Annotated in this window: 25 protein-coding genes and 1 pseudogene; 15 read left to right on the plus strand and 11 right to left on the minus strand. The window is 58.8% G+C overall.

Annotation, left to right across the window (positions count from 1 at the left end; genetic code table 11):
- Positions 1-2: 2 nt before the first annotated feature.
- On the plus strand, positions 3-398 hold the full coding sequence (locus AWB74_RS48575) for a site-specific integrase (protein ID WP_087038902.1): 396 nt from the start codon (positions 3-5) through the stop codon (positions 396-398).
- Here AWB74_RS48575 and AWB74_RS48365 read toward each other — a convergent pair.
- Complete coding sequence (locus AWB74_RS48365; protein ID WP_327361545.1) at positions 385-630, minus strand: recombinase-like helix-turn-helix domain-containing protein; 246 nt, start codon at positions 628-630, stop codon at positions 385-387. The genes AWB74_RS48575 and AWB74_RS48365 overlap by 14 nt on opposite strands.
- Before the next feature lie 9 nt (positions 631-639).
- Positions 640-1,035, minus strand: a pseudogene (locus AWB74_RS48370) (recombinase family protein); the annotation flags it as partial.
- 170 nt (positions 1,036-1,205) lie between these two features.
- Between AWB74_RS48370 and AWB74_RS08645 the strand changes: the two are divergent.
- The 7 genes from AWB74_RS08645 to AWB74_RS08675 all read left to right on the plus strand — a co-directional run bounded on the left by AWB74_RS08645 (position 1,206) and on the right by AWB74_RS08675 (position 7,588).
- Positions 1,206-1,682, plus strand: a complete 477-nt coding sequence (locus AWB74_RS08645; protein ID WP_061146351.1) for a hypothetical protein — start codon at positions 1,206-1,208, stop codon at positions 1,680-1,682.
- Complete coding sequence (locus AWB74_RS08650) at positions 1,679-2,035, plus strand: hypothetical protein (RefSeq protein WP_061146352.1); 357 nt, start codon at positions 1,679-1,681, stop codon at positions 2,033-2,035. Before AWB74_RS08645 ends, AWB74_RS08650 begins: the two co-directional genes overlap by 4 nt.
- The gene (locus AWB74_RS45550; RefSeq protein WP_143749168.1) at positions 2,022-2,372 is read left to right on the plus strand and encodes a hypothetical protein; all 351 of its coding nucleotides are present in this window, start codon (positions 2,022-2,024) and stop codon (positions 2,370-2,372) included. Before AWB74_RS08650 ends, AWB74_RS45550 begins: the two co-directional genes overlap by 14 nt.
- A gap of 850 nt (positions 2,373-3,222) precedes the next feature.
- Positions 3,223-4,266: a DNA methyltransferase gene (locus tag AWB74_RS08660; RefSeq protein ID WP_087038903.1), complete on the plus strand. Its 1,044-nt coding sequence runs from the start codon at positions 3,223-3,225 to the stop codon at positions 4,264-4,266.
- Entirely contained in the window at positions 4,250-5,248 is a 999-nt protein-coding gene (locus AWB74_RS08665) for a hypothetical protein (RefSeq protein WP_061146355.1), read from the plus strand. The genes AWB74_RS08660 and AWB74_RS08665 overlap by 17 nt, the downstream gene beginning before the upstream one ends.
- 17 nt (positions 5,249-5,265) lie before the next feature.
- Entirely contained in the window at positions 5,266-6,894 is a 1,629-nt protein-coding gene (locus AWB74_RS08670; protein ID WP_061146356.1) for a P-loop ATPase, Sll1717 family, read from the plus strand.
- Between the two features lie 286 nt (positions 6,895-7,180).
- Complete coding sequence (locus AWB74_RS08675; protein ID WP_061146357.1) at positions 7,181-7,588, plus strand: VOC family protein; 408 nt, start codon at positions 7,181-7,183, stop codon at positions 7,586-7,588.
- 3 nt (positions 7,589-7,591) lie between these two features.
- Here AWB74_RS08675 and AWB74_RS08680 read toward each other — a convergent pair whose 3' ends face one another.
- Together AWB74_RS08680 and sap1 are read right to left on the minus strand one after the other, a co-directional pair.
- On the minus strand, positions 7,592-8,143 hold the full coding sequence (locus AWB74_RS08680) for a YaeQ family protein (RefSeq protein ID WP_061146358.1): 552 nt from the start codon (positions 8,141-8,143) through the stop codon (positions 7,592-7,594).
- Positions 8,144-8,371: 228 nt separating this feature from the next.
- Positions 8,372-8,716, minus strand: coding sequence for a surface attachment protein Sap1 (gene sap1, locus AWB74_RS08685; RefSeq protein WP_061146359.1), 345 nt, complete (start codon positions 8,714-8,716; stop codon positions 8,372-8,374).
- Between the two features lie 398 nt (positions 8,717-9,114).
- Here sap1 and AWB74_RS08690 point away from each other — a divergent pair, with 398 nt between their 5' ends.
- A complete protein-coding gene (locus AWB74_RS08690; protein ID WP_061146360.1) occupies positions 9,115-9,741 on the plus strand; it encodes a LysE family translocator in 627 nt (208 codons plus the stop codon).
- Entirely contained in the window at positions 9,738-10,208 is a 471-nt protein-coding gene (locus tag AWB74_RS08695) for an SgcJ/EcaC family oxidoreductase (RefSeq protein ID WP_061146433.1), read from the plus strand. Before AWB74_RS08690 ends, AWB74_RS08695 begins: the two co-directional genes overlap by 4 nt.
- Position 10,209: 1 nt before the next feature.
- On the opposite strand, the gene mnmE is transcribed toward AWB74_RS08695, so the two are convergent.
- Positions 10,210-11,598 (minus strand): tRNA uridine-5-carboxymethylaminomethyl(34) synthesis GTPase MnmE, encoded by a 1,389-nt coding sequence (gene mnmE / locus AWB74_RS08700; RefSeq protein ID WP_061146361.1) that lies wholly within the window; start codon positions 11,596-11,598, stop codon positions 10,210-10,212.
- Positions 11,599-11,909: 311 nt separating this feature from the next.
- Here mnmE and AWB74_RS08705 point away from each other — a divergent pair, with 311 nt between their 5' ends.
- Positions 11,910-12,326, plus strand: a complete 417-nt coding sequence (locus AWB74_RS08705; protein WP_061146362.1) for a hypothetical protein — start codon at positions 11,910-11,912, stop codon at positions 12,324-12,326.
- A gap of 466 nt (positions 12,327-12,792) precedes the next feature.
- On the opposite strand, the gene yidC is transcribed toward AWB74_RS08705, so the two are convergent.
- The 4 genes from yidC to rpmH form a co-directional block, all read right to left on the minus strand.
- A complete protein-coding gene (yidC, locus tag AWB74_RS08710) occupies positions 12,793-14,463 on the minus strand; it encodes a membrane protein insertase YidC (RefSeq protein WP_061146363.1) in 1,671 nt (556 codons plus the stop codon).
- Between the two features lie 8 nt (positions 14,464-14,471).
- A complete protein-coding gene (gene yidD, locus AWB74_RS08715; protein WP_061146434.1) occupies positions 14,472-14,777 on the minus strand; it encodes a membrane protein insertion efficiency factor YidD in 306 nt (101 codons plus the stop codon).
- 62 nt (positions 14,778-14,839) lie between these two features.
- Positions 14,840-15,316, minus strand: coding sequence for a ribonuclease P protein component (rnpA, locus tag AWB74_RS08720; protein WP_061146364.1), 477 nt, complete (start codon positions 15,314-15,316; stop codon positions 14,840-14,842).
- Positions 15,317-15,383: 67 nt separating this feature from the next.
- Positions 15,384-15,518 (minus strand): 50S ribosomal protein L34, encoded by a 135-nt coding sequence (gene rpmH / locus AWB74_RS08725; protein WP_004198824.1) that lies wholly within the window; start codon positions 15,516-15,518, stop codon positions 15,384-15,386.
- Positions 15,519-15,923: 405 nt separating this feature from the next.
- Here rpmH and dnaA point away from each other — a divergent pair, with 405 nt between their 5' ends.
- From dnaA to AWB74_RS08745, 4 genes are all read left to right on the plus strand, one after another.
- Complete coding sequence (gene dnaA, locus AWB74_RS08730; protein ID WP_061146365.1) at positions 15,924-17,501, plus strand: chromosomal replication initiator protein DnaA; 1,578 nt, start codon at positions 15,924-15,926, stop codon at positions 17,499-17,501.
- Between the two features lie 264 nt (positions 17,502-17,765).
- Positions 17,766-18,869: a DNA polymerase III subunit beta gene (dnaN, locus tag AWB74_RS08735; RefSeq protein ID WP_061146366.1), complete on the plus strand. Its 1,104-nt coding sequence runs from the start codon at positions 17,766-17,768 to the stop codon at positions 18,867-18,869.
- A 135-nt stretch (positions 18,870-19,004) separates the two neighbouring features.
- A complete protein-coding gene (gene gyrB / locus AWB74_RS08740) occupies positions 19,005-21,488 on the plus strand; it encodes a DNA topoisomerase (ATP-hydrolyzing) subunit B (RefSeq protein ID WP_061146367.1) in 2,484 nt (827 codons plus the stop codon).
- Positions 21,489-21,575: 87 nt separating this feature from the next.
- Complete coding sequence (locus AWB74_RS08745; protein ID WP_061146368.1) at positions 21,576-22,466, plus strand: phosphorothioated DNA-binding restriction endonuclease; 891 nt, start codon at positions 21,576-21,578, stop codon at positions 22,464-22,466.
- Here AWB74_RS08745 and AWB74_RS08750 read toward each other — a convergent pair.
- Entirely contained in the window at positions 22,463-23,323 is an 861-nt protein-coding gene (locus AWB74_RS08750) for an AraC family transcriptional regulator (protein ID WP_061146369.1), read from the minus strand. The genes AWB74_RS08745 and AWB74_RS08750 overlap by 4 nt on opposite strands.
- A gap of 88 nt (positions 23,324-23,411) precedes the next feature.
- A complete protein-coding gene (locus AWB74_RS08755; RefSeq protein WP_061146370.1) occupies positions 23,412-24,449 on the minus strand; it encodes an FAD-binding oxidoreductase in 1,038 nt (345 codons plus the stop codon).
- Positions 24,450-24,481: the final 32 nt, after the last annotated feature.

Raw genomic sequence — 24,481 nt, forward strand, 5'->3', positions numbered from 1 at the left:
AAATGGGGCTGTTGCGACATGTTGAAAAGGCGAAGCTTGAGGGCCGAACTCGGCTATTTCCTGAGATTGATCTCAGCATCAGCACTTCCCACGTGGCTTCCAAATGGTTTGGACGTTATCGCGCCCGCTGCAAAGTCACAGGAGTTGAGGCGCCATTCCACTCGTTTCGCCATACCTTCATCACTCGCATCATGGATGCGGGCGGAAACTTGAGTCAGGTCGCTCCAATTGTCGATCATGGTGAAAAGCTCATCACCGGACATACGTATTGGAACAAGCGAGACGCGCGTGCCCGTCGGGAAGTCGTTCAAATGTTCGCTGTGCCCGAACATATTGCCGCGTTGCTCCCTGACGTCGAGCAAGTGTCAGTAACCCAATCTCTAGTTAGATCGGGGTAGAAGATGGGAGCCGCGCAATAACGCGTTGTAGCTGCCCCAGGGTCCACCGGCCGCCACGCGTCGCGGTAACGCCGGTTCTGTTCAGTTCCTCAACAATCTGACGCTGCGTCAGACCGGCGGCGCGGTAGCTCTTTATGGTGCGGGCGAGGTTCGCCGCGAAGGAATCCGCCGTGCGTTGGCGGTCTTCTATGTTTCGTTTCAGGTTGGCAGGGCCGGTCGCGCCGAGCACCACGCCGCGTGCCTTAGCTGCGGCCAACGCGTCCCGTGTGCGCTCGCTAATGCGTTTCGCTTCGTGCTCTGCGAAGGCTGCCATGATGTGGATGGTCAGTTCATTGGCTTCCGGCATATCACACGCGACGAACCCTACCTTGCTTTCCATCATCCCCGCGATGAAGGCCACGTTTCGCGCAAGTCGATCGAGCTTGGCAATCAACAGCCGCGCACCCGTCTTTCGGCATAGCTCGATGGCTGCGCGCAACTGGGGCCGTTTCGTCAGAGCGTCCGCACCCTTCCCGGTCTCTGTTTCCATGAACTCTCCAACGGACTCCCATGCCCCACCGTTCAGATACCGTGTGACCGCTTCGCGCTGTGCATCCAATCCCAGACCGCTCATCCCTTGGCGTGCTGTCGAAACCCGGTAATACGCTACGAACTTTCAGTTTGCCATTCGCTGACCTCGTTGAAGGACGATCGTCCAATGCGTAGTCAGTTTCCCTGCAAAGCGCTAAAAGGTCAATAAAAATCCGTGTTGACTAGAAAATGACTAATTGATAAAGTCTCGGCTTCATCTCGTTAGTGACACAAAAAATGACACAAGAACTTCTTAGCACACAGGCGGCGGCCGAGTTGGTAGCCGCTGAGATTGACGAATCCGGGGGGGTAACCTATTGGTCGCGTTACCTGACGAATAACCGGCGCGAGGACCGCAGCCCGCCGCACCGCATTCCTTTCCAGCGCATCGGCGGCGGCGCGTTCTACCTGCGTCCAGACGTAGCGGCTTTCATCGCGTTCGAGAAGTCGCGCCGCCTTGGTGTTCTCAAGCTATCTGGGCGCGCTGCAGAGGCGTTGCGCGCCTTCGGCATTGGCGAAGCTGGCGGCGGCACAACCGGCCGTAACCTCGATTGCACGCTCACGGCGCAGCTCGACTCGACAACCGGCACACCATACGCGCAGCTCGTCATTCAGGACCCGCTGCTTGTCTTCCGAGTCGAACCCGATCAGCTTCGGGAGCTTCATTCCGAGATCGCAGCCACGCTCAAGGCGTTCGAGAGGTGGGCAAAATGAAGCTGACTGTGAAAGCCGTCAGATCAAGTGAGGCGGCTCACATCCTTCGTCGCGCGCTTGGCCCGGTGAGAGCGTGGGAGAAAGCACTGGACGAAATGCGCCGGGACGAGGAGGCACATTACCTCGGTCTGCGGATCGAACCCTACGGTCGACAGCGCGATCAGACAGGATGCGCGCGTCCTGTCTATCTACTCGACAACGTGCTGGAGTTTGTTCGCCAAGCCCGTGAGGCCGCTCTGCACCCCACCAATCCTGGTCACGTCCAGATTTTCGAGGTCGAGATCGACACGGCGATCGTGTGTCCGTGGCGATTCATCACATTGAAAACCAAGCGTCCCCATGCCGTTCATTGAGGCACGGACGGTGGACTACAGTGCGTTCAAGTTCGGTGCCGTGGTGGACTGGCTCGCCTTCGAGATAGAAACGGCCAGCCCCACACATGGCGGCACCATTTTCAAGTGTCCATTCGAGATTCAGGCGACAGGCAAGACGTTCCGTCTTTCGAACTACGTGACCCCATTGAACAAAGCATCAGGCGGCGTAGCCACGCGGTTCCGAGTTCGCTTTCAAGACGTGGCAAGCTGGGAAGTATTTCAGTTTCCGGAAGCAGCAGGACGGAATGGAACCGTTGCCCGCGCTGATCCACGGCCGCCACGCTCAGGTCGGCACGCGCAGGGAACGGCGGGATGAAAACCGTAGCAGGCGATTCTATGATCCGAACACCCGGGCCGACGTCGAGCTCAATGAGCGCGCGAGAAAGGCTCTTAGTCGGCTCACCGGGACCATGCGCAAGAAATAACATCTTGACGCGGTGGACGGAAATTCTGACTTTTTCTTAAGGGTGTATGTAGGTGCGACACGTGTTCGCGGTGATTTTCTAAAGACTCTACTGCTACTTTTCTAGCGTCACGCGCCTTTCAATGCCTCTTGCTCCAGCAGCCTTAACGCTGAGCACAGGCTCCAGTTCGCGCCCACGCGTGCGTGCCTACATTTGATGTGAATAGTTACTCAGACAAAAGGCGATTTCGTTGATATTACGTATTTTTTTCGGTGTTGAGCGACCTTAGCACCCTTAGAAGAAGACAGTCCCAACAAGGGGCATCGTTAGAAATTTTTCTCCACTCTAGAAAAAAAACTTAGATGGCGCATCGACGTAGAAACGTGGCTGGGGGTAAGGTCCGCGACGTGCCGGTGCGGGCGGTTTGTCCACCGAGATTGGTTCAAGAGACTGTCTCCTGCGCTCGCTACCTGCACGGTGAGCGCGTCGCAACTGTCAAGAACCTAGGAGCTATGATGCAGCACTCGCGGCCGAGCCAGCATTGCCGGCGATTTACGGGCGAAACAGGTGCGAGCACATTGAGAAGCGCCGGGCTGCCGGTTTGTTGAGGTTTGTCGACGAACGCTGACGCAGGACTTAGAATTCACCTGAGCAAGCTATGCAGCCTTGATGACTCTATGAGTCTGCGCAGGGTCGCAACTTTGCGAAAGATCCCCGCCTCGCTGCAGCCGAGGCAGCTACGCATCTGAAACACATCGACACATGACGAAGCGAACAAATAGCGTTCGAAATTTACGACAAACCTTGCGATTCAAGGAGTCCGCACTCGCCTTCGGGAACGCCAACGACTTCTACGAAACGTGGCAGGCGCCGACGGTGATAGTTTCAGATGGGCCCTACGGCTTAGGGAAATATCCGGGCGAACCGGTCAGTGTGAAGGCGTTGGCTGAATGGTATGCGCCCCACGTAGCAGCGTGGGCCAAGGCAGCAAGACCAGACACTACCTTGTGGTTCTGGAATTCAGAGCTCGGCTGGGCAAACGTTCACCCAATCTTGGAAGCGCACGGCTGGGATTATCAAGAGTGCTGTGTTTGGGACAAGGGAATCGCGCATGTGGCAGGTAACTGCAACTCTAAAACGATACGAGGCACTCCGGTCGTCACTGAGGTGGCGGTTCGTTACACCCGCAAAGTTCAGTTGGCGAAAGTCGATGGTAGTCTGGTAGGCATTAAAGAATGGGTGCGCGCTGAATGGCAACGAAGCGGTCTACCGATGAACCGCGCCAATGAAGCGTGTGGTGTCGCCAACGCTGCGACGCGTAAATACCTTACTCAATGCCATTTGTGGTATTTCCCGCCTGCTGACGCCATGGCGAAGATGGCCGCTTACTGTGCAAAACACGGCCTGCCCACGACGCGACCTTACTTTTCCCTTGACGGGAAGAGTCCGCTCGACGCTCAACTATGGGAGCGTATGCGAGCTAAATGGAATCATTCGCACGGCGTGACCAATGTCTGGACCTCGCCTGCAGTTCACGGTGCTGAGCGATTCAAGGCGTCGAGCGGCTACCTTCATGCGAATCAGAAACCTCTGGCGCTGATGGACTTCCAAATCTGTGCGTCATCGGACATCGGAGATAACGTTTGGGAGCCATTCGGCGGCCTTTGCTCTGCCTCGGTCGCGGCGCTCCGGTCGAACCGCTCTTTTTTTGCTGCCGAGGTAAATCCTGAGTATTTCGACGCCGCATCACAGCGGTTGCATCAAATCGCGCAAAATTTGGAAGTAAGACATGTCGACGCCGCCTGAGGACTCCAAGCTCGAGGAGCCTAACTTGCCCGATCCTCCCGTGCGCTCAGGATGCCCTACGGAAGAATGGCGGAAGCGCCATCCAGATCTCTATGAGAACGTCAGGAAGGCGTTAGAGGCGCTTCCGAATCATTTCACGTCTCACATCTCGATCGGCGGCATCGGTGCGACTGATTTGTTTAGCTTCAACAGTGCGTTGGGGACGGGGATCGAGCAAAGCGTTGTCGAGTCATTGAACGCGATGCGAGCTGTTTGGGACCCCACGGATAAGTATCAAACCTATCGCTTCGTTCGGCATGCACAGAGCTTCCCGGACGTTCGACTCGAAGATTCCGGTTCTGATTCGAAGGAACCAATACTGTTGGGCATTGAATTGAAAGGCTGGTTTGCTCTATCGAAAGAAATGGAACCGTCTTTTCGCTTTACGGTTACGCCAAAAGCTTGCGCGGAGCAAGATCTGCTGGTCGTGGTGCCTTGGGTTTTCAGCAACGTAATCTCTGGCGTTCCCAAGCTACTGCCGCCGTTCATCGAGGAGGCTCGATGGGCCGCCCAAAAGAGAAACTATCACTGGCTCTACGAGCGCCGTAACCAGTCGAAATCGAAAGCCGAAATTCGGCCTGCTTCGCATCGACAGCCTTACCCACCCAAATCCGCTAATTCCTCAGACGCGGCGTTGAATGACAGCGGCGGCAATTTCGGTCGTGCCGCTCGTTCCGGTGTCATGCCAAAATTTGTTGGCGACACGTTGCGATTAGACGCGGCGGGAATTCCAATCGTTTATTGGATCAAGTTTCTTCGAGCCTTTACAGAAGGATCGTCTGAAAAAGCAATTGAGGCAGCGATCAAAGGTTTTTCCGAGGAAGCAAAACGATTGGCACCACTCTCGGAAGTAGATCGTTTAAGTGTTATTGCATATTTGGAAGCGCTGCTGAAAGTAGCAAAAGAGTGGTCGTCAGAGGACGATGCAGCAACAGAACAATAACGAGGTTACGAGGCGCTATGAAACGAGTAGATGAGTTAAGCTTTGGATTTGCTGACGCAGAAAATTATCGTAGGCGGGAAAACAAGAATACACTCAATCAGCTGTTCATTCGAAACGATGCGCTCGATAATTTGTGTAAGCCGGAAATATCTTTTTTGATGGGCGAAAAGGGCACAGGTAAGACTGCCTATTCGGTTTATCTTTCAAATAACGAATACAAAAATACTCGTTCATCAATCAACTATGTTCGAGAGACAGAGTATCAGAAATTCATTGCGCTGAAAAAAGACAAGCAACTACAACTGTCCGACTATAGCGCTATTTGGAAAATTATTATAATGTTGCTGCTTTCGCAGCAAATTAAAGATGTTGAAGGCACTGGCTTCTTAGCGAAGGTCAGTGCCAAGTTCAGTGCGCTCGATAAGGCGGTCGATGACTATTACAATCGAGCTTTTTCTCCCGAAATCGCCTACGCGATTAGCTTTGCGTCGGAAAACAAGTTCTCGGCGGAACTTGTGCACAAATATTTCAAGCTAGCTGGCGAGGACAAGGAGTCGATTCAATTCTCAGAATCGCGGTTCCAGATGAATCTGTTGTATGTTCAACGTCGGTTTCAAGACGCTCTTAGTGCACTGAAGTTGAACAAAAACCATTTGATTTTTATCGATGGCATCGATGTGCGACCAAGTTTCGTCCCTTTCCATGACTACCTTGAATGCATTAAGGGCTTGGCCAATGCAATCTGGGAGTTGAATAACGATTTTTTCCCAAAAATACGCGATTCTAAAGGGCGTCTGCGAGCCGTGCTGCTAATACGACCGGACATATTCGACTCAATTGGTCTGCAAAACCAAAATACCAAACTTCGCGAAAATTCTGTCTTCCTTGATTGGCGAACGACTTATGACGCGCACCGCACCTCCGAGCTTTTCAAGGTGACGGAGCATATGCTCGAGTCACAACAAGTGAAAACTCGCGAAGGCACTGCTGCTTGGGATCACTACTTTCCTTGGAATTCTTCAAGTGCGAAAGATTCGTATTCCTTTAATCTGCCCACTACTTCGTTTGTCGAATTCTTGCGCTGGTCATACTATCGTCCACGCGATATCTTAACGATGCTGAATTTGTTGAAAGATATGCAGTTGAGGTCCGACCCGCGAGCTCCGGTGTTTTCCGAAAAAATCTTTGATGGACCGGATTTTCAAACCGCATACTCCAATTACCTTCTTGGCGAGGTCAAGGATCATCTTTCTTTCTACTACAGTCCTGATGAATACGGGTTGTTTATTAAGTTCTTTGAGTTTCTCGATGGAAAAAACAAGTTTGATTACGAATTTTATGTAGCGGCATTTAAACTTTTAGAAGAGCACATTGCATCGACTTCGGCGGATAAGCCGGCTTTCATGGCCACTGCCAACGACTTTCTGCAGTTCCTATACGATCTAAATGTCGTTTGCTATTTCGAGAAAACGGATCGAGACGAAACTCTGCTCCGTTGGTGTTTCCGTGAGCGCGAATATTCCAACATTTCGCCTAAGGTAAAGGTCGGATTGGAATATCAGGTGTTCTACGGATTAGCTAAGGCGCTTAATGTCGGTAAGCCTCTGCGCAAGTCGAGTCGTGCCAGAGCGAACGGGGCAAAGTGACCATCGAGGCGCTCGAGATTCGAAGCATCGACATGACGAGTATCGAGCGACTTGCTAAACTTCCCCGATGTAGTGTCCCGAGCAATACGGAACTCTTGGCAAGCCAACGCCCGGACGACAAGCAACGATAGGGGATGTCGTGGGGAGTAGGAGGAGGGTTCGATCCTCCTACTCCCACGAATTCAAAGGGCCTGGCTTAAACGTCAGGCCCTTTTTGATTTCGGCACTCGCCGTCGCTGTCCACCATCGAGGTAAACTGAGCCACACATCGAACGTGAGGTCGACAATGCACTTCAACATCCGCGAAATCGATCACGTCGTGATTCGCTGCGCCGATCTCGACACCATGGTGCACTTCTATCGCACCGTGCTGGGCTGTCCGGTCGAGAAAGAGCAGCGCGATCTCGGGCTCGTACAGATGCGCGCCGGCCGCTCGCTTATCGACCTGCTGGCCGTCGGAGCAAAGATCGATCGCCCTGAAAGCGGCGCGCCGGGCGCGGGCCGCAACATGGATCATCTGTGCGTTCGCGTCGAACCATTCGATGCCGATGCGTTGCGCGCGCATCTCGAACAGCATGGCGCGCGCATCGGCGAAGAAGCGCGGCGGTACGGGGCCGAAGGCTTCGGCCCGTCGCTTTATCTGTTCGATCCCGAGGGCAACATGATCGAGCTCAAAGGACCACCCGAAGCCTGAACGTCACGCCGCGCCGGCCTTGAGCACGTTCCAGCGAATCGCGACGGGATCGACGCGCTCGCTGCTCAGCGACGCATCGCCGTCCTGCATCATCAACTGCAAACGCATCGTCCGTTCAGCGAGTTTGCCGAGCGCTTCGGCGACGCCATCTTCCAGCGACCAGACCGTCACGTTCTGCAAGCGCTCGACTTTGCCCTTTACGCCCTGCCACCAGATGTCCGCCGTTCTGCCGGCGTAAGCGATCACGATCACGCGGTCCGAGCGGCCGCTCGCCTTCGAGATGCGCCGCTCGTCGGGCTGGCCGACTTCGATCCATGTCTGAATCTGTCCGGTGAGATCCTTTTGCCAGAGGTCGGGCTCGTCGGTATCGGAAAGGCCCTTGCAGAATTCGAGACGCTCGTCCGCGAAGAGGCCGAATGCGGCAACGCGCACCATCATCCGTTCGTCGGTCTCCGATGGATGACGCGCGATGGTCAGGGAATGATCGCCATAGTAGTGGCGATCCATATCGGCAACCTGGAGGTCTGCCTTGTATATCGTGGATTTGAGAGCCATTCAGCATCGGACGCCGGTTTTTTGGCCGGCGGGAAGGATTGTCGATACGCACGACGACGTCGCGCGAAAGCGACATTGTGCGTTGAATCGATGCTGATTTGGAAGACGGCAAGGCGAACTTATCCCGCGGGCGCGTATTTCGCCGACGATAAATTCGGGCCTAAATCAAATCACCGGCACGATTCGGATCGCGCCGATCACTGTTTTATCGGAATTGCAGAAAACCGCTTACTGATCGATGAAACGATCGGTGGTCCACATGCCTTGCGTATCGTTATTGGAGGCATTGACGAATTCGACGTCATGCCCAACTACACGAATCACGCGAAAATGCGATTCAACCGGAGTCGAAATGCATTCGAAACCCTCGAAAAACTGCTGCATCTTCTGATGCTCGCCAGCTCTCGCGTGCTGGTCGGCCGAATCGAACTTGTCCTTGGACAAGCAGCCATACGAGTTTGGCCGGAAGGTGAACGTCTGCTGCGGCTGAATGACGTTGTCTTGGGCTTGCGCCGCGGAGACGGCTGTGAACAAACCCATCATCGCGAAGAGAGCACTGGCGCGTTTCTTCATGTATAGCCTCCAAACGGAACCGTTTCGAAATTAGCTATGTAATTAAAAGCGGATGACCGCAAGACTCATGCTAATTGAGGGCGTTGAACTTGCAAGCATATGTTGTGTGCGATCGCAACACGTCAGAATGTCGCAGCCTCATTCAAATATGGGAGCGAGCGTCGCGGTGAATGAAATACTTCGAAAAGGCGCCGAGATAGAAATGAAAGCTTACGCTTTGAGCGGTAAGCGTGCGGCAATTTGCCTCTCGACGTCGTTTGGTGCACTGCATTAATCACGCGTGCGCGAAGTCCAACGTATCCAGGAGCCGGGCGCGTGACGTCAAGCTGGCTGAACGGCCTATTGCCATGCTCGCGGGTTCATGGATAAATCGACGCATCGAACCAAGGAGATCCAGCATGACCCTCGCTCAATGGCTGCCGTTCGCGATCGCGTCGGCGATTCTCGTCGCGATTCCCGGCCCCACCGTGTTGCTCGTCGTGTCCTACGCCCTCGGCCACGGCCGCAAATACGCCTATGCGACGACAGTCGGCGTCGCGCTCGGCGATCTCACCGCAATGACCGCATCGATGCTCGGCCTCGGCGTGCTGCTCGCGGCATCCGCCGAACTGTTCATGGTCGTGAAATGGATCGGCGCGGCTTATCTCGTGTATCTCGGCCTCAAACTGTGGCGCGCGCCGGTCATCGATACGGACGCCGTGCAGCCCACCGGCGAATTGCGGACGGGCCGGATCATGGCGCACGCCTATGCCGTCACGACGCTGAACCCTAAGAGCATCATCTTCTTCGTCGCGTTCGTGCCGCAATTCGTCGATCCGCACGCGGCGAGCGTGTCGCAGATCGCGATCCTGGAAGCGACCTTCGTCGGGCTCGCGACCGCCAATGCGTTCGCGTACGCGCTGCTCGCGTCCGGCGCGCGCAAGGCGATCCGCAAACCTTCGGTGCAGCGTGCGGTCAACCGCACGGGCGGCGCGCTCCTGATGGGCGCGGGCGTCGTCGCGGCAGCATGGAAGAAGGCGGCATGAGCACGCCCGATGATTGGACCGCGAGCGCGCGGCGCGTCTACTTCGGCTTGCTGGAGGACTGGAACAGGCAGGACGCAGCAGCGATGGCGGCGCGTTTCACGGATCGCGGCAGCCTCGTTGGTTTCGACGGCAGCGTCATCGACGGGCGCACGTGCATCGAGGCGCACCTTCGGCCGATCTTCGCCGGGCATCCGACGCCGCGTTTCGTGGCAAAGGTCCGCGAAGTGAGGCGCATGGCGAACGGGCAGACGCTGTTGTTGCGCGCCGTCGCGGGCATGTGGCCGCGCGGCGCGACCGCGCTGGAACCGAGTTTGAACGCGATTCAGACGATCGTGCTGTCGCTCTGCGATGGCGCGTATCGGATCGAGATGTTTCAGAACACGCCAGCGGCGTTTCACGGTCGACCTGACGAAATCGAGAAGCTCAGCGCGGAGTTGCGCGACGTCGGCAAGCCCGCAGGCGCGTAGCCTATTTTCCGATGCAGAAGCGGCTGAAGATCACGCCCAACAGATCATCGGACGTGAACTCGCCTGTGATCGCGTTGAGATTGTCCTGCGCGAGCCGCAACTCTTCGGCGAAAAGATCGAGCGCCTGCGAGTGCTGATCCGCGTGTTCTGCAGCGAGTGCGAGGTGCTCGCGTGCTTCGCGCAACGCAATCAGATGCCGTTCGCGCGCCAGATATACGCTTTCCGCGCCTGCCTGCCAGCCGGCGATCTTCAGAAGCTCGCTGCGCAATAGCGAGATTCCGTCGCCGGTCTTGGCTGACAGATTCACTTCACGCGCGTGACTCGCGCCGTCGCGCACGACGGCCGGCGCGCCTGCGAGATCCGTCTTGTTCATCACCCGCACGACGGGCACGCCCGCCGGGAAGCGCGCGGCAATGACGTGATCTTCCGGCGTTGCGCCTTCGCGCGCATCGAGAAGATGGAGAACGACGTCGGCGCGCTCGATCTCACCCCACGTGCGCTCGATGCCGATGCGCTCCACTTCGTCCTGTGTATCGCGCAGCCCTGCCGTATCGATGATGTGCAGCGGAATGCCTTCGACCTGGATCGTCTGTGCGACCTTGTCACGCGTCGTGCCGGCAATCGGCGTGACGATCGCGAGTTCCGCGCCCGCGAGCGCGTTGAGTAGCGACGATTTACCCACGTTCGGCTGGCCCGCGAGCACCACGGACAAACCTTCGCGCAACAGCGCGCCTTGACGCGCATCGGCGAGAACGGTGTCGAGCCGCTCGCGGATGCGCGCGAGTTTGCCGCGCGCGTCAGCTGCTTCGAGAAAGTCGATTTCTTCCTCGGGAAAATCGAGCGTTGCTTCAACGAGCATGCGCAGATTGATCACATCCTCGACGAGCGCGTGAATCTCGCGCGAAAACGCGCCTTCCAGCGAGCGGCCGGCCGAGCGCGCTGCCGCTTCCGTGCTCGCTTCGATCAGATCGGCGACAGCTTCTGCCTGTGCGAGATCGAGCTTGTCGTTGAGGAAAGCGCGCCGCGTGAATTCGCCAGGTTCAGCGAGGCGCAGACCGAATTCTCGACCGGTTTCGATGGCACGCTGCAGAACCAGTTGCAGCACGATCGGGCCGCCATGTCCCTGTAGTTCCAGCACGTGCTCGCCCGTGTAGGAATGGGGCGCGGGGAAGTAAAGGGCGATACCGCGATCGAGCGCTTCGCCATTGCCGTCGACAAACGGAACATAGCTCGCATGCCGCGGCGCAAGCGTCTGACCGCACAACGCTTGCATGGCTTTCTGCGCGGCGCCTTCTCCCGAACGGCCGAACGACAGACGCACGACGCCGATGCCGCCGCGTCCCGGCGCGGTAGCGATTGCGACGATCGGATCGGTGTCGTTGCTCAGCATGACGGAAGTGGGAGTGGATGGGTCAAGAGTGCCGGCATTGTATCGCGGAGCAGGATGCGCGCCGGTATGCCACTGGTACAAAGCGAGCGCGTACGTTATCTTTTTTGAGATACTGTCGTAGGTCGGCGTCGAGAGAAGAATTTTGTGGCAATGCCCAGCAAACACTTGCCGGGTGGTACGTTGCGGTGAGAACTAGCTGCTGTTAGGCAGCTAGATAGAGCACTTAATCAAGATAAACGAACGCAGCTTCACGTAAAAAGTAGCCCGTGTAGTTGACTCGTAATCAGCGATTGCCTTGCACAATCCAGCCCATGCCTACACCGCAAGAAAAAGCCGATTTCTCCGAGCGGCTCAAATTCTCGATGTCCCGCGCACCCGAACGCATGCGCGGCGCGACGGATCTCGCATTGCATTTCAATCTGCGCTACCAGGGGGAGCCGGTTTCGCCTCAGACCGCGCATAAATGGCTCACCGCGCGCTCGATTCCGACCGTCGACAAACTGAAGACCCTCGCGGAATGGTTCAAGGTCGATCAGCACTGGCTGCATTACGGGCCGCCGCCGAGCGGTAGTCCGCAAGTGACGCCGAAACCGCTCGCCCGTGACGAACAGTATCCGGCGTCGGAGGAGACGCTCGAACTGGCGACGAAAATCGAAGCGCTGTCGCCGCATCATCGCTATTTGCTCGAGGAACTCGTCGAGCAATTTTATGGATCGATGACGCGGTGAGCAGTCGTTACGCGCGTTCGGGCAACTTCTCGTGCATTTGGGATAAATCGTAGGCCGTTGGCGAAAGTACGCTAACGCACTGATTCGCCGATTTTCTGCCACTCGCCTTTGCTTCGATGAGACGATTTCGGACACCACCGCTGAAAACCGGTTGGGCGCCCGCTATTTGCCTAACCCGGCAAACATGCGTCGGCTGGCCCAGCTAACGGGCAAGTCTGTTGAATGGCTCGTCGGGCAAAGCGCCGATCGAGAGCATCATGCCTATCCGGAGGAGGCTTAAGTACCCGCTTCGTACGAGGCGGACACCTTCGCGGACAGAGAGAGACAGCGAAAAGCCGCGGTAAAGGAACTGCTCCTCCGCGCGCTGAGAGAACTGGGCGATTGAAGAAAAGAGATCGCACCGCCTGAAAACAAAACGCCCGGCAAGCCGGGCGTTTCCACATGCAGATCAAATCAGACGCAGCGCTCAGGCCGCCTTCGTCTTTCCTTTACCCATCATGCGCGTGATGTAGTACTGCTGGGCGATCGACAGCACGTTGTTCACCACGTAATACAGCACGAGACCAGCGGGGAAGAAGAAGAACATGACCGAGAACGCGATCGGCATGAACATCATCATCTTTGCCTGAACGGGATCGGGCGGCGTCGGGTTCAGCTTGGTCTGCACGAACATCGACACGGCCATCAGCACCGGCAGGATGAAGTACGGGTCCTGCTGCGACAGATCGTGAATCCAGAGAATCCACGGCGCGCCGCGCATTTCCACCGACGACAGCAGCACCCAGTACAGCGAGATGAACACCGGAATTTGCACGACCACCGGCAGGCAGCCGCCGAACGGATTGACCTTTTCGGTCTTGTACAACTCCATCAGCGCGGCGTTCATCTTCTGCGGGTCGCTCTTCAGGCGCTCGCGGATCTGCTGCATGCGCGGCGTGATTTCCTTCATGCGCGCCATCGACTTGTAGCTCGCCGCGGACAGCGGGAAGAACACAGCCTTGATCAGCACTGTGAGCAGCACGATCGCCCAGCCCCAGTTGCCCACATAACCGTGGATCTTTTCGAGCAGCCAGAAGAGCGGCTTGGCGATGATCGTCACCATGCCGTAGTCCTTCACAAGCTCCAGACCCGGCGCGATGCCTTCGAGCATGCGCTCTTCTTCCGGGCCGGCGAAGAGACGCGCATCGACATTCACGCTTTGTCCCGGCGCGATGGTCTGCGCCGGCAGCGTGACGCCCACGCGATACAGCTCGGGGTCGATCTTCTGCACGTAGATGTCGCGCTTCACGCCCTGCTGCGGAATCCACGCCGACGCGAAGTAGTGCTGCACCATCGCGATCCAGCCGTTGTCGGAGGAGGGCTCGAACGATGCCTTGTTCTTGTCGATGTCGGAGAAGTCGATCTTCTGGAAGTGCTTCTGTTCCGTATAGACCGCCGGCCCGATGAACGTATGCGAGAAGCGCGGCGTCTCGACCGGCGTGTTGTCGCGCACGAGCTCCATGTAGAGCTTCGGCGAGACCGGCGCGGTGCCGACGTTCTCGATCTTCGTGTCGACGTTGATCACATAGCTGCCGCGCGTGAACGTGTAAGTCTTGATGACCTTCACGCCACCCTTCACCGGCGATTCGAACGCGATCTTCAGCGTCTTTTCATCGCCCGTCATCGACGTCTGGCCGGGCACCGGCGTGAACACGTCGTTGTGGTTCGGGAAGTCGCCGCCGAGCAGGCCCGTGCGCGCGAGGTACGTATGGTTCGCGGTGTGATCGAACAGCGTGACGTAGAGGTTCGGCTGCTTGCCGTCGCCTTCCTTCATCAGCGTGAGCTTCGAGAGCGTGCCGCCGCGCGTGTCGATCTCACCGGAGTACACGTCCGTCGTGAACTTGACGAGTTGAGCCTGGGCCGTGGCGGGCGGCGTCGTCGAACCGGGAGCGGCGGCGCCGGCCGGCGCGTTAGGCAGCTCGGAAGGCTGCGCGCCGGATGCGGCCGAACCCGGTGCGGGGTTGCTGGCGGTCTTGGCCGGCTGCGTCGCGCTCGGGAAGAACATCGACGGGCGCCCGTGGTCGCGTTGCCAGTTGTCGAACAGCAGGACAACTGACACGAAGAAGATGACCCATAGGACGGTGCGTTTGATATCCATGCGTTGTCTCAGTGTCGATCGGAAAGCGCTTCAGCGCCGTTTAGTGTTGAAAGCTTGTCTTGCGCGGAGGCTTCGGCGTCCGTGCGCGATTCGTGCGCGTTGGGAGGCGGCACGAGATCGACGCCGCCCGCCGAAAAAGGATGGCAGCGGCAGAGCCGCTTCACGGCGAGATACGTGCCATGCGCGGCGCCATGATACTGGATTGCCTCGCGCGCGTAGTCGGAACAGGAAGGATAAAAGCGGCACCGGTTGCCGAGCAGGGGGCTCACAGCAAGCTTGTAGAAGCGTAACAACGCGATGAGTGCCGTTTGCATAAGCTTCGCGCCGCGCGCTGAAATCGCCATCGATGGGAGGCAAATCCGGCGCAATCCGCGCTTCATGACCCTGACGGGCCGGGTGTTTCGTCGACGGCGGGCGCATGAGGCGGCGCCGCCACGGATTCGGCCGCGCGGCGCGCAGCTTCGCGCACGGCACGGTCGAACAATGTTTCCAGCTCGCTGCTGATCAACGCCCGAAGCGGCGGCGAGCTCGCGCTCGGCATCGCCTTGCGGTCGATCTTCGCATGCAGCCGAACGAGAATGTCGAATCCGTTCAACTGCGTGCGGCGCAGCCGGAACGCCTCGCGCGCAAGCCGTTTGACCAGATTGCGCGTGACGGCGCGCGGCGCCTGCTTCTTGCCGATCACCAGCCCGAGCCGCGCTTCCTTTCCGGACGGCTTGCCGTACAGAACGAAGTGCGGCGAACGGCGCCAGGGGCGCAAACGAAAAACGGATGAGAACTCATCCGTTTTCAGTAGCCTTGCGGCCTTGGGGAACGCGGCCTGCGCCGGCAACTGAACGATGTCCTGTTTCAAGACTTCTGTGCGGCGCGTGGGCGGCTCGCTGACATATGAACCTGACTGCGAGCTGCCATTGGCAAACTTAGATTGCCAGGCGCTTGCGGCCCTTCGCGCGGCGAGCGTTGATGACCTTGCGGCCGCCAGCGGTCTTCATGCGAACGCGGAAACCGTGGGTGCGCTTACGGCGCGTGACGGAAGGCTGGTAAGTACGTTTCATGGTGCTCTCACTTGAGTGTTGATTGACCGCGCGGGCTAGGCTCCAGTGGGGTCACTGCAAGCGCGATGTCCGGAGGTTCAGGAATTCTGTTTTCGCGGAACCCGCTATTTAAACCGTTTTCCTATTGACCGTCAATAGTTTAGCGCTTGTGAACACGGATTCAGGCACAAATCCGGCACGTCCGGCGCATTGATTTGACCCTGTGGATAACTCGCGCGATGCCCTGGTTTGGCGTTAGAATCTCGCCTTACTCCCAAATATCCGCCCGCTGCTTCGGCCCGCCGTCCGCCCGCAAACCCTTGCGGCGTAAGCCTCCGAAGCATGCCTGCTCGGCTGTGCCGGGACTTGCCGAACGTTCGGCAAGCACGGCCCGCAGGTGCGGAGCAACCATAACGACCGCATTCGATGAACGATTTCTGGGAACACTGTTCCGCACTGCTGGCGCGTGAACTCACGCCGCAGCAGTACGTCACGTGGATCAAGCCGCTGACCCCGGTGGACTTCGATGCCGACGCGAACACCCTGCGCATCGCCGCTCCCAACCGCTTCAAGCTCGACTGGGTGAAAAGCCAGTTCTCGGGCCGCATCGCCGATGTTGCGCGCGACTTTTTCAGCGCGCCCATCGACGTGCAATTCGTCCTCGATCCGAAGGCCACCGCGCGCAACGCGATCGGCGGCGGCCCCGCCGCGGCCCCGCGTCCGAGCGCGCCGGTTGCACCGCGCGCACCCGCGCCTTCGGCGGCCGCACCGCAGCCGCCGACCGTCGTCGCGCACGCAAACGCCACCGCGCACATCAACGCGCTCGCGGCCGAAGCGGCTCAGCAGGCCGCGCAAGCCACGCAGGAAGATCAGGCCGATCTCGACCTCCCGAGCCTCGACGCCAACGAAGCCGCCGCGGGCCGGCGCACGTGGCGCCCGGGAGGCGCTCCGTCGGCGGGCGGTGAAACCGATTCCGCCTACGAGCGTTCGAAACTGAACCCGGTGCTGACCTTCGACAACTTCGTCACCGGCAAGGCGAATCAGCTCGCACGCGCGGCCGCGATCCAGGTCGCGGACAACCCGGGCATTTCCTACAACCCGCTCTTTCTGTATGGCGGCGTGGGCCTCGGCAAGACACACCTGATTCACGCGATCGGCAATCAGTTGCTGATGGACAAGGCGGGCGCGCGCATTCGCTACATTCACGCGGAGCAGTACGTGTCCGATGTCGTGAAGGCGTACCAGCGCAAGGCGTTCGACGACTTCAAGCGTTACTACCACTCGCTCGATCTGCTGCTCATCGACGATATTCAGTTCTTCTCCGGCAAGTCGCGCACGCAGGAAGAGTTCTTCTATGCATTCGAAGCGCTTGTCGCGAACAAGGCGCAGGTCATCATCACGAGCGATACGTATCCGAAGGAAATCTCCGGTATCGACGATCGTCTGATCTCGCGCTTCGATTCCGGCCTGACGGTTGCGATCGAGCCGCCCGAGCTGGAAATGCGCGTCGCGATTCTCATGCGCAAGGCGCTTTCCGAAGGCGTGAGTCTCTCCGAAGACGTCGCGTTCTTCGTCGCGAAGCATCTGCGCTCGAACGTGCGCGAACTCGAAGGCGCGCTGCGCAAGATCCTCGCGTACTCGAAGTTTCATGGCCGCGACATCACCATCGAGCTGACCAAGGAAGCGCTGAAGGATCTGCTGACGGTGCAGAACCGCCAGATCTCCGTCGAGAACATTCAAAAGACGGTGGCGGACTTCTACAACATCAAGGTCGCCGACATGTATTCGAAAAAGAGGCCGGCTAACATTGCGCGCCCGCGCCAGATCGCGATGTATCTGGCGAAGGAGCTGACGCAAAAGAGCCTGCCCGAGATCGGTGAGCTCTTCGGCGGACGCGATCACACGACCGTGCTGCACGCGGTGCGCAAGATCGGTGCGGAGCGCGGCAACGACGCGCAACTGAACCACGAACTGCACGTGCTCGAGCAGACGCTGAAGGGCTGACGACCGGGCGAAGCGGCGCGAGGAACGCTCACGTCATTTATTGCGCTCGAGAGGCTGTTTTTTGACGTAAATGCCCCCATTTCTAGGGAGCGGTTCCGTTTTGAGGCACAATATAGGTTTAGCCGTCCGTGGCCTGGGCGGCTTTCGAGCGCAGTTTTTCGCGAGTGACCGGCGGGGGCCGGCAACGCGTGTTACGAGGTTGTCCGTCGGGCAATTCTGGTGGCGAAACCGGCAGACAGGCCGTCATATCAACGAAGGAACTCTATGCAACTGGTCAAGACCGAACGAGATAATCTTCTAAGGCCGCTGCAAACCGTGAGCGGTATCGTAGAACGCCGCCATACGTTGCCGATCCTCGCAAATCTGCTCATTACCAAGAACGGCGCCGACGTGTCGTTCCTCTCGACCGACCTCGAACTCCAGATCACGACCCGCGCCGATTTCGGCGTCGGCAGCGACCAGGTCGCCACCACGGTCGCCGCGCGCAAGCTGCTGGACATTCTCCGCGCAATGCCTTCGGGCGAAGTCGTGCTCGACCTCTCCGACAAGCGCCTGACCGTGCGTTCCGGCAAGAGCCGTTTCGCGCTGCAGACGCTCGCCGCGGACGAATTTCCCACGGTCAACCAGGCTACTGACTTCGGCGCGAGCCTTTCGGTTCCGCAGAAAACGTTCCGCCAGCTGCTCGGCATGGTGTATTTCGCCATGGCGCAGCAGGACATCCGCTACTACCTCAACGGCATGCTGCTCGTCGTGGACGGCGACCAGCTGATGGCGGTCGCGACCGACGGCCATCGTCTCGCGTTCTCGTCGATGAAAATCGAAGGCTCGTTCGCGCGTCAGGAAGTCATCATCCCGCGCAAGACGATTCTGGAGCTTCAACGCCTGCTCGAAGATATCGACGACGAACTGAAGATCGATATCGCCGCGACGCAGGTGAAGTTCAGCTTCGGTCAGGTGGAACTGGTGTCGAAGCTCGTCGAAGGCAAGTTCCCCGACTTCCAGCGCGTGATTCCGAAGTCGCACAAGAACACGTTCGAGATCGGCCGCGAGGAACTGCAGCGCTCGCTGCAGCGCGCGGCCATTCTGACGTCCGACAAGTTCAAGGGCGTGCGCTGCCTCGTCGAGCCGGGCCAGCTCAAGATCATGTCCACGAACGCGGACCAGGAAGAGGCGCAGGAAGAACTCGAGATCGCGTATCAGGGCGATTCCGTCGATATCGGATTCAACGTCACGTATCTGCTCGATGTGCTCGCGAATCTGAAGGTCGACACGCTCAACGTGAGCCTCGGCGACGCCAATTCCAGCGCGCTCATCACGATTCCCGAGAACGAGGAATTCAAATACGTGGTGATGCCGATGCGCATTTAAAGCGCGCAAAACCGAAAACACACCAAGGGGCGGCTCGCCCCTTTGGTGTTTTTAAGGTGTTTTGAAAAGTTAGAGCAGTAATTGAAGCGTTATCGAAGCAGTGTCGAAGCAGTGACGCAGAACCGGAAAAATTCCATGACTGAAAACACAAATTCGCAACCCGACAACAAGCCTGACAACAGCTACGGCGCCTCGTCCATCCAGATCCTCGAAGGTCTGGAGGCCGTGCGCAAGCGGCCGGGCATGTATATCGGCGATACGTCGGATGGCACCGGTCTGCATCACCTCGTTTTCGAAGTGCTGGACAACTCCATCGACGAAGCGCTCGCGGGCTATTGCGACGACATTCACGTCGTGATTCACGCGGACAATTCGATTTCCGTCACCGACAATGGCCGCGGCGTGCCGACCGGCCTGAAGCGCGACGACAAGCACGATCCGAAGCGCAGCGCCGCCGAAATCGTCATGACCGAGCTGCACGCGGGCGGCAAGTTCGACCAGAACAGCTACAAGGTGTCGGGCGGCCTGCACGGCGTGGGCGTGTCGTGCGTGAACGCGCTGTCCGAATGGCTGCGCCTCACGGTGCGCCGCGACGGCAAGAAACACTTCATGGAGTTTGCGCGCGGCGTCGCGCAGAACCGCGAGATCGTCGAAGAAGACGGTGTGCAGTATTCGCCGATGCCCGTCGTCGGCGATACGGAAAATCGCGGCACCGAAGTGCACTTCCTGGCGGACGCGACGATCTTCGGCAATGTCGAATTCCATTACGACATTCTCGCGAAGCGCATGCGCGAGCTTTCGTTCCTGAACAACGGCGTGCGTATCCGTTTGACGGATCAGCGCACCGGCAAGGAAGACGATTTCGCGTTCGCGGGCGGCGTGAAGGGCTTCGTCGAGTACATCAACAAGGCGAAGCAGGTGCTGCATCCGAACGTGTTCCACGCGGTCGGCGAGCGCGAGAACGTGACCGTCGAAGTGGCGATGCAGTGGAACGACAGCTTCAACGAAAGCGTGCTGTGCTTCACGAACAACATTCCGCAGCGCGACGGCGGCACGCACTTGACCGGCCTGCGCGCGGCGATGACGCGCGTCATCAACAAGTACATCATCGATAACGAAATCGCGAAGAAGGCGAAGGTCGAAACGACCGGCGACGACATGCGCGAGGGGTTGTCGTGCGTGCTGTCGGTGAAGGTGCCGGAGCCGAAGTTCAGCTCGCAGACGAAGGACAAGCTGGTGTCGTCGGAAGTGCGTGCGCCGGTCGAGGAGGTCGTCGCGAAGGCGCTCGAAGACTATCTGCAGGAGACGCCGAACGACGCGAAGATCATCACGGGCAAGATCGTCGATGCGGCGCGTGCGCGCGATGCCGCGCGTAAGGCGCGGGAAATGACGCGGCGCAAGGGCGTGCTCGACGGCATCGGCTTGCCGGGCAAGCTCGCGGATTGCCAGGAGAAAGATCCTGCGAAGTCGGAGATTTATATCGTCGAGGGCGACTCGGCGGGCGGTTCGGCGAAGCAGGGGCGCGATCGCAAGTTCCAGGCTATTTTGCCGTTGCGCGGCAAGGTGCTGAACGTCGAGAAGGCGCGCTTCGACAAGCTGATTTCGTCCGAGCAGATCGTCACGCTCGTGACGGCGCTCGGGTGCGGCATTGGCAAGGACGACTACAACCTCGACAAGCTGCGCTATCACCGCATCATCATCATGACCGATGCGGACGTCGACGGCGCGCACATCCGCACGCTGCTGCTGACGTTCTTCTATCGGCAGATGCCGGAGATCGTCGAGCGTGGGTTTATCTATATCGCGCAGCCGCCGCTCTACAAGATCAAGGCGGGCAAGGACGAGCGGTATATGAAGGATGCGCACGAACTCAATCAGCATATGTTGAAGCTGGCGCTGCAAGGGTCGGAGCTGATCGCGAGCGAGGGCGCCGATCCTATTTCCGGCGATGCTCTGGGCGAGTTGGCGCGCGCTTACTTGCTGGCGCAGGCGGTGGTCGACCGTTTGAGCCGTATCTACGACGCAGCCGCTCTGGAATCCGTGATGGACGGCGTCGTCATCGATCTTTCATCGCAGGAAGCGGCGGAGGCTTCGGCGAAGCGGTTGGAAGAACGCTTGCGTGCCGATCCGTTGAAGCCCGAGGTTTCGGTTGAAGCGGCTTACGATCAGGTGCGTGAACTGCGTTCGCTGCATATCAAGCGACGTCATCATGGCAACGTGAAGGTTTCCGTGCTGGATGAAGACCTTCAACTCACCGCTGATTACAAGCAGCTCGTTTCGACGGCGGATACGTTCAAGGGGTTGATCGGTGAAGGCGCGCTGATCAAACGCGGCGAGCGTTCGATGGCCGTGAACGACTTCAAGAACGCGATGAAGTGGCTAATCGCGGATGCCGAGCGCAATGTTTCGAAGCAGCGATATAAGGGCTTGGGCGAGATGAATCCCGAGCAGCTCTGGGAAACGACGATGGATCCCAATGTGCGGCGCCTGCTGCGTGTGCAGATCGAGGACGCGATTGCGGCGGATGGCATCTTTACTACGCTCATGGGCGATGATGTCGAGCCGCGCAGGGCGTTTATCGAGAGTAATGCGTTGCGGGCGGGGAATATTGACGTTTGATGGGTAAGCAAAAGCAATGAATCCGTAATCGCCGTGTTTCGACCCGGCGATTACGGGGCGCATCAAAAACAACAAGAAGCCGCAGCAATGGACGCCGCGACATCCGCAGAGATTCTTCACCGTTTCGAGAAGCTCAACGTCTGGCGACGCGGCGACGTGCGCGCGCCTCATAAACCGTTGCTCGTGCTTCTCGCACTCGGGTTGTTCGTTCGGAATATCCGAATCGTTCCGTTCGCGGAATATGGCGAAACGCTGAGCGACTTGCTGCGCGAGTTTGGCCCGCAGCGTCAAACGTACTATCCCGAGCTTCCTTTCCTTCATCTTCGCAGCGATCGCGTCTGGCAAGTCGCCATTCACGATGAACTCGTACTCCACTTCGATCTCACGAAGAAGCAACTACGCGAACTGAACGCGGCGGGACGATTCATCGACGACGTCCAGCGTCTCTTCGACGACGATCCCCGCGCTATTGCAACGGTCGCGCGCCTGCTCCTCGACCGCCATTTTCCCGAGAGCGTCCATCGCGACATACTCGACGCGGTCGGACTTTCGCTCGATATTTCCACGCCCGCCGCGCAAAAGCGCGATCCGTTGTTCCGCGGCGCGGTGCTGACCGCATATGAATATCGATGTGCGTTGTGCAATCTCGATGTGCGCATCGGCAATATGTCGGTGGGTCTCGAGGCCGCGCATATCAAATGGCATCAGGCGCACGGCCCCGATGTCGTTGCAAACGGCATCGCGCTCTGCTGCATGCATCACAAGCTCTTCGATCTCGGCGCGTTTACGCTGGGGGAAGCACGCCGGGTTCTGGTGTCGGACGCAGCGTATGGATCAGCCCGGCAGTTCGATGAAATCCTGCTGCGGCATCACGGTCATCAGTTGAATGCGCCGGTTCACGCGGAAGATCATCCATCGGCCGATTTCATCGACTGGCATCGCGCGCAGGTGTTCAAGGGGCGCGCGAGGCCAGTCTAGGCATCAGCCTTCAACGGCAACCAAATCTCAGTCACCAGATCCGCCGGCGCCGTCTCCCTCGGATCGCTGACATAAACCTCGAACACCGGCGCCTCTCCCGTCTCGCGTCCCGACTTCGGCAGCCATTCGCCATACAGCCACTGATACGCGAAGCAAAGCTGCGCATACGGCCCGACGTGCGTGAGCACCGCAAACTCCCCGCCCGCGACCTCCGCGCGCGACACCGGCGCTTCGAACTTCACGTCACCGGGAGAAAACAACTCGCAGCACGCCATCGACCTCAAATCGTCTTCGGCGACGGCGGAAGGATCATCGAAATAAATCCCTAGCGAGCGCGCACGCGGATCGACCAACCCGCGCACGGCGAGCCAGTGAAACAGCATCTCGAACGCTCGCCCGATATTCATATACGAGCCGCGATGCTCCATCGCCGCTGCGGTGAAGCCACTCTGAGTGCGAATATCAACCTGATGCATGGTCGTATCTCCTGATCGAACTTCATCGAAAGAATCGAATATCGCAGCGCCGCCTTCGCTACGAAACTGCCCGGGCGGCATCCGATAACTCGCCTGAAACGCCCGCGAAAAGGCCTGCACGCTGCCATATCCGGCCCGCTCGGCAATCGAATCGATCGGCGCCGCGCCCTGCACGAGCTCATTCGCCGCCCGATGCAGCCGCAATCTGCGCACGGTCGCCGCCGCCGTCTCGCCGTAAAACGCGTGATAAATCCGATGCCAGTGATACGGCGACAAACACGCTACTTCCGCGAGCCGATTGAGGTCGAGCGCGTCGTCGAGATGATCGTGGATATACGCGACCACGCGCGCGAGCCGCGTTTCATAAGGCTTTTCGGTCATCGCCGACTCCCAGGGATCGTTGCAAGCAAAGTAGCACGACCCGCTTTAGCTTTTCTTGCGGACTTTGCGAAGCACGGCGCACGCGCCCTCAAATGCCGGCTTCGCCCGCAACGAACCGCTCGCTGGCGAATTGCTCCGCCGGCAGATCCGATGCGACGGCAAGCTGCTCGGCCGCCCGGATCAACGCGGCTGGGCCGCAGACGTAAATATCCGGCGGAACGCTCGCGTTTGCCAAGGCACCACGCAACGCATCGACGGGCGTACCGCGAAAGCCGTCCCACGCGCTCGCCGGCCTCCAGACGCACAGCTCGACCGCCAGTTGCGGCAGCCGCGTCTTGAGTTCCGCCAGTTCTTCGTCGAGAAACAGTTCGCTCTCCTCGTTCACGCCGAAGAAAAGCCGCGCATCCTGCATCTCCTGAAAGTCGGCCATGCGCCGTAGCATCGAAAGCATCGGCGCGACGCCCGTACCACCGGCGACGAACCAGCGCGGGCGAAGGCTGCCCTCGCGGATGCCGAAGCCGCCCATCGGACCGCGCACGACGATTTGCTCGCCCACGCGCGCGCGCTCACGCAGAAAAGTCGAGAAGCGGCCGTTCGGCTGCAACCTGATCAGAAATTCGAGCCGTCCTTCCCAGTTGCTCGTATTCGCGAGCGAATAAGGGCGACGTTCTTCGCTGTCCGGTATCTCCAGTTCCATGAACTGTCCGGGTTCGAATTCGGCTGCACAGCCACCCTCTACAGTGGGCGGAATGTCGAGCGTGAGGCGCACGGTGTTGCGCGCGATCGTGTCGAGGCCCACGATCGTGGCGACCCGACGCGGGACCGGCTGACGCAGCACTTTCGTGTGGTCGTAGGGAAGGCTGACATGCAGATCGCTGCACGGCGTCGTTCTGCACATGAGCATCGCGCCCGCCTGATCGCGCGAGAGCGCCTCGGCGCTGTGATCGCCCATGCGGAAATCCCCGTGCGTGACGGTGGCATGGCACGCACCGCAACTGCCTTTCCTGCACTGCGAGGGCAGCACGATATCGGCCGCCGCCGCGGCCGTGAGCAAGTCTTGATCGGACGCGCAGTCGAAACTCAATCGCTGCGCGTCACGTGTCGTCAAGTCGATACGAAAGGTCATAGCAACACGATGGTGATGGCCGGATGCGCTCC

This window comes from Caballeronia arvi, assembly GCF_001544695.2.
Classification (GTDB): domain Bacteria; phylum Pseudomonadota; class Gammaproteobacteria; order Burkholderiales; family Burkholderiaceae; genus Caballeronia; species Caballeronia arvi.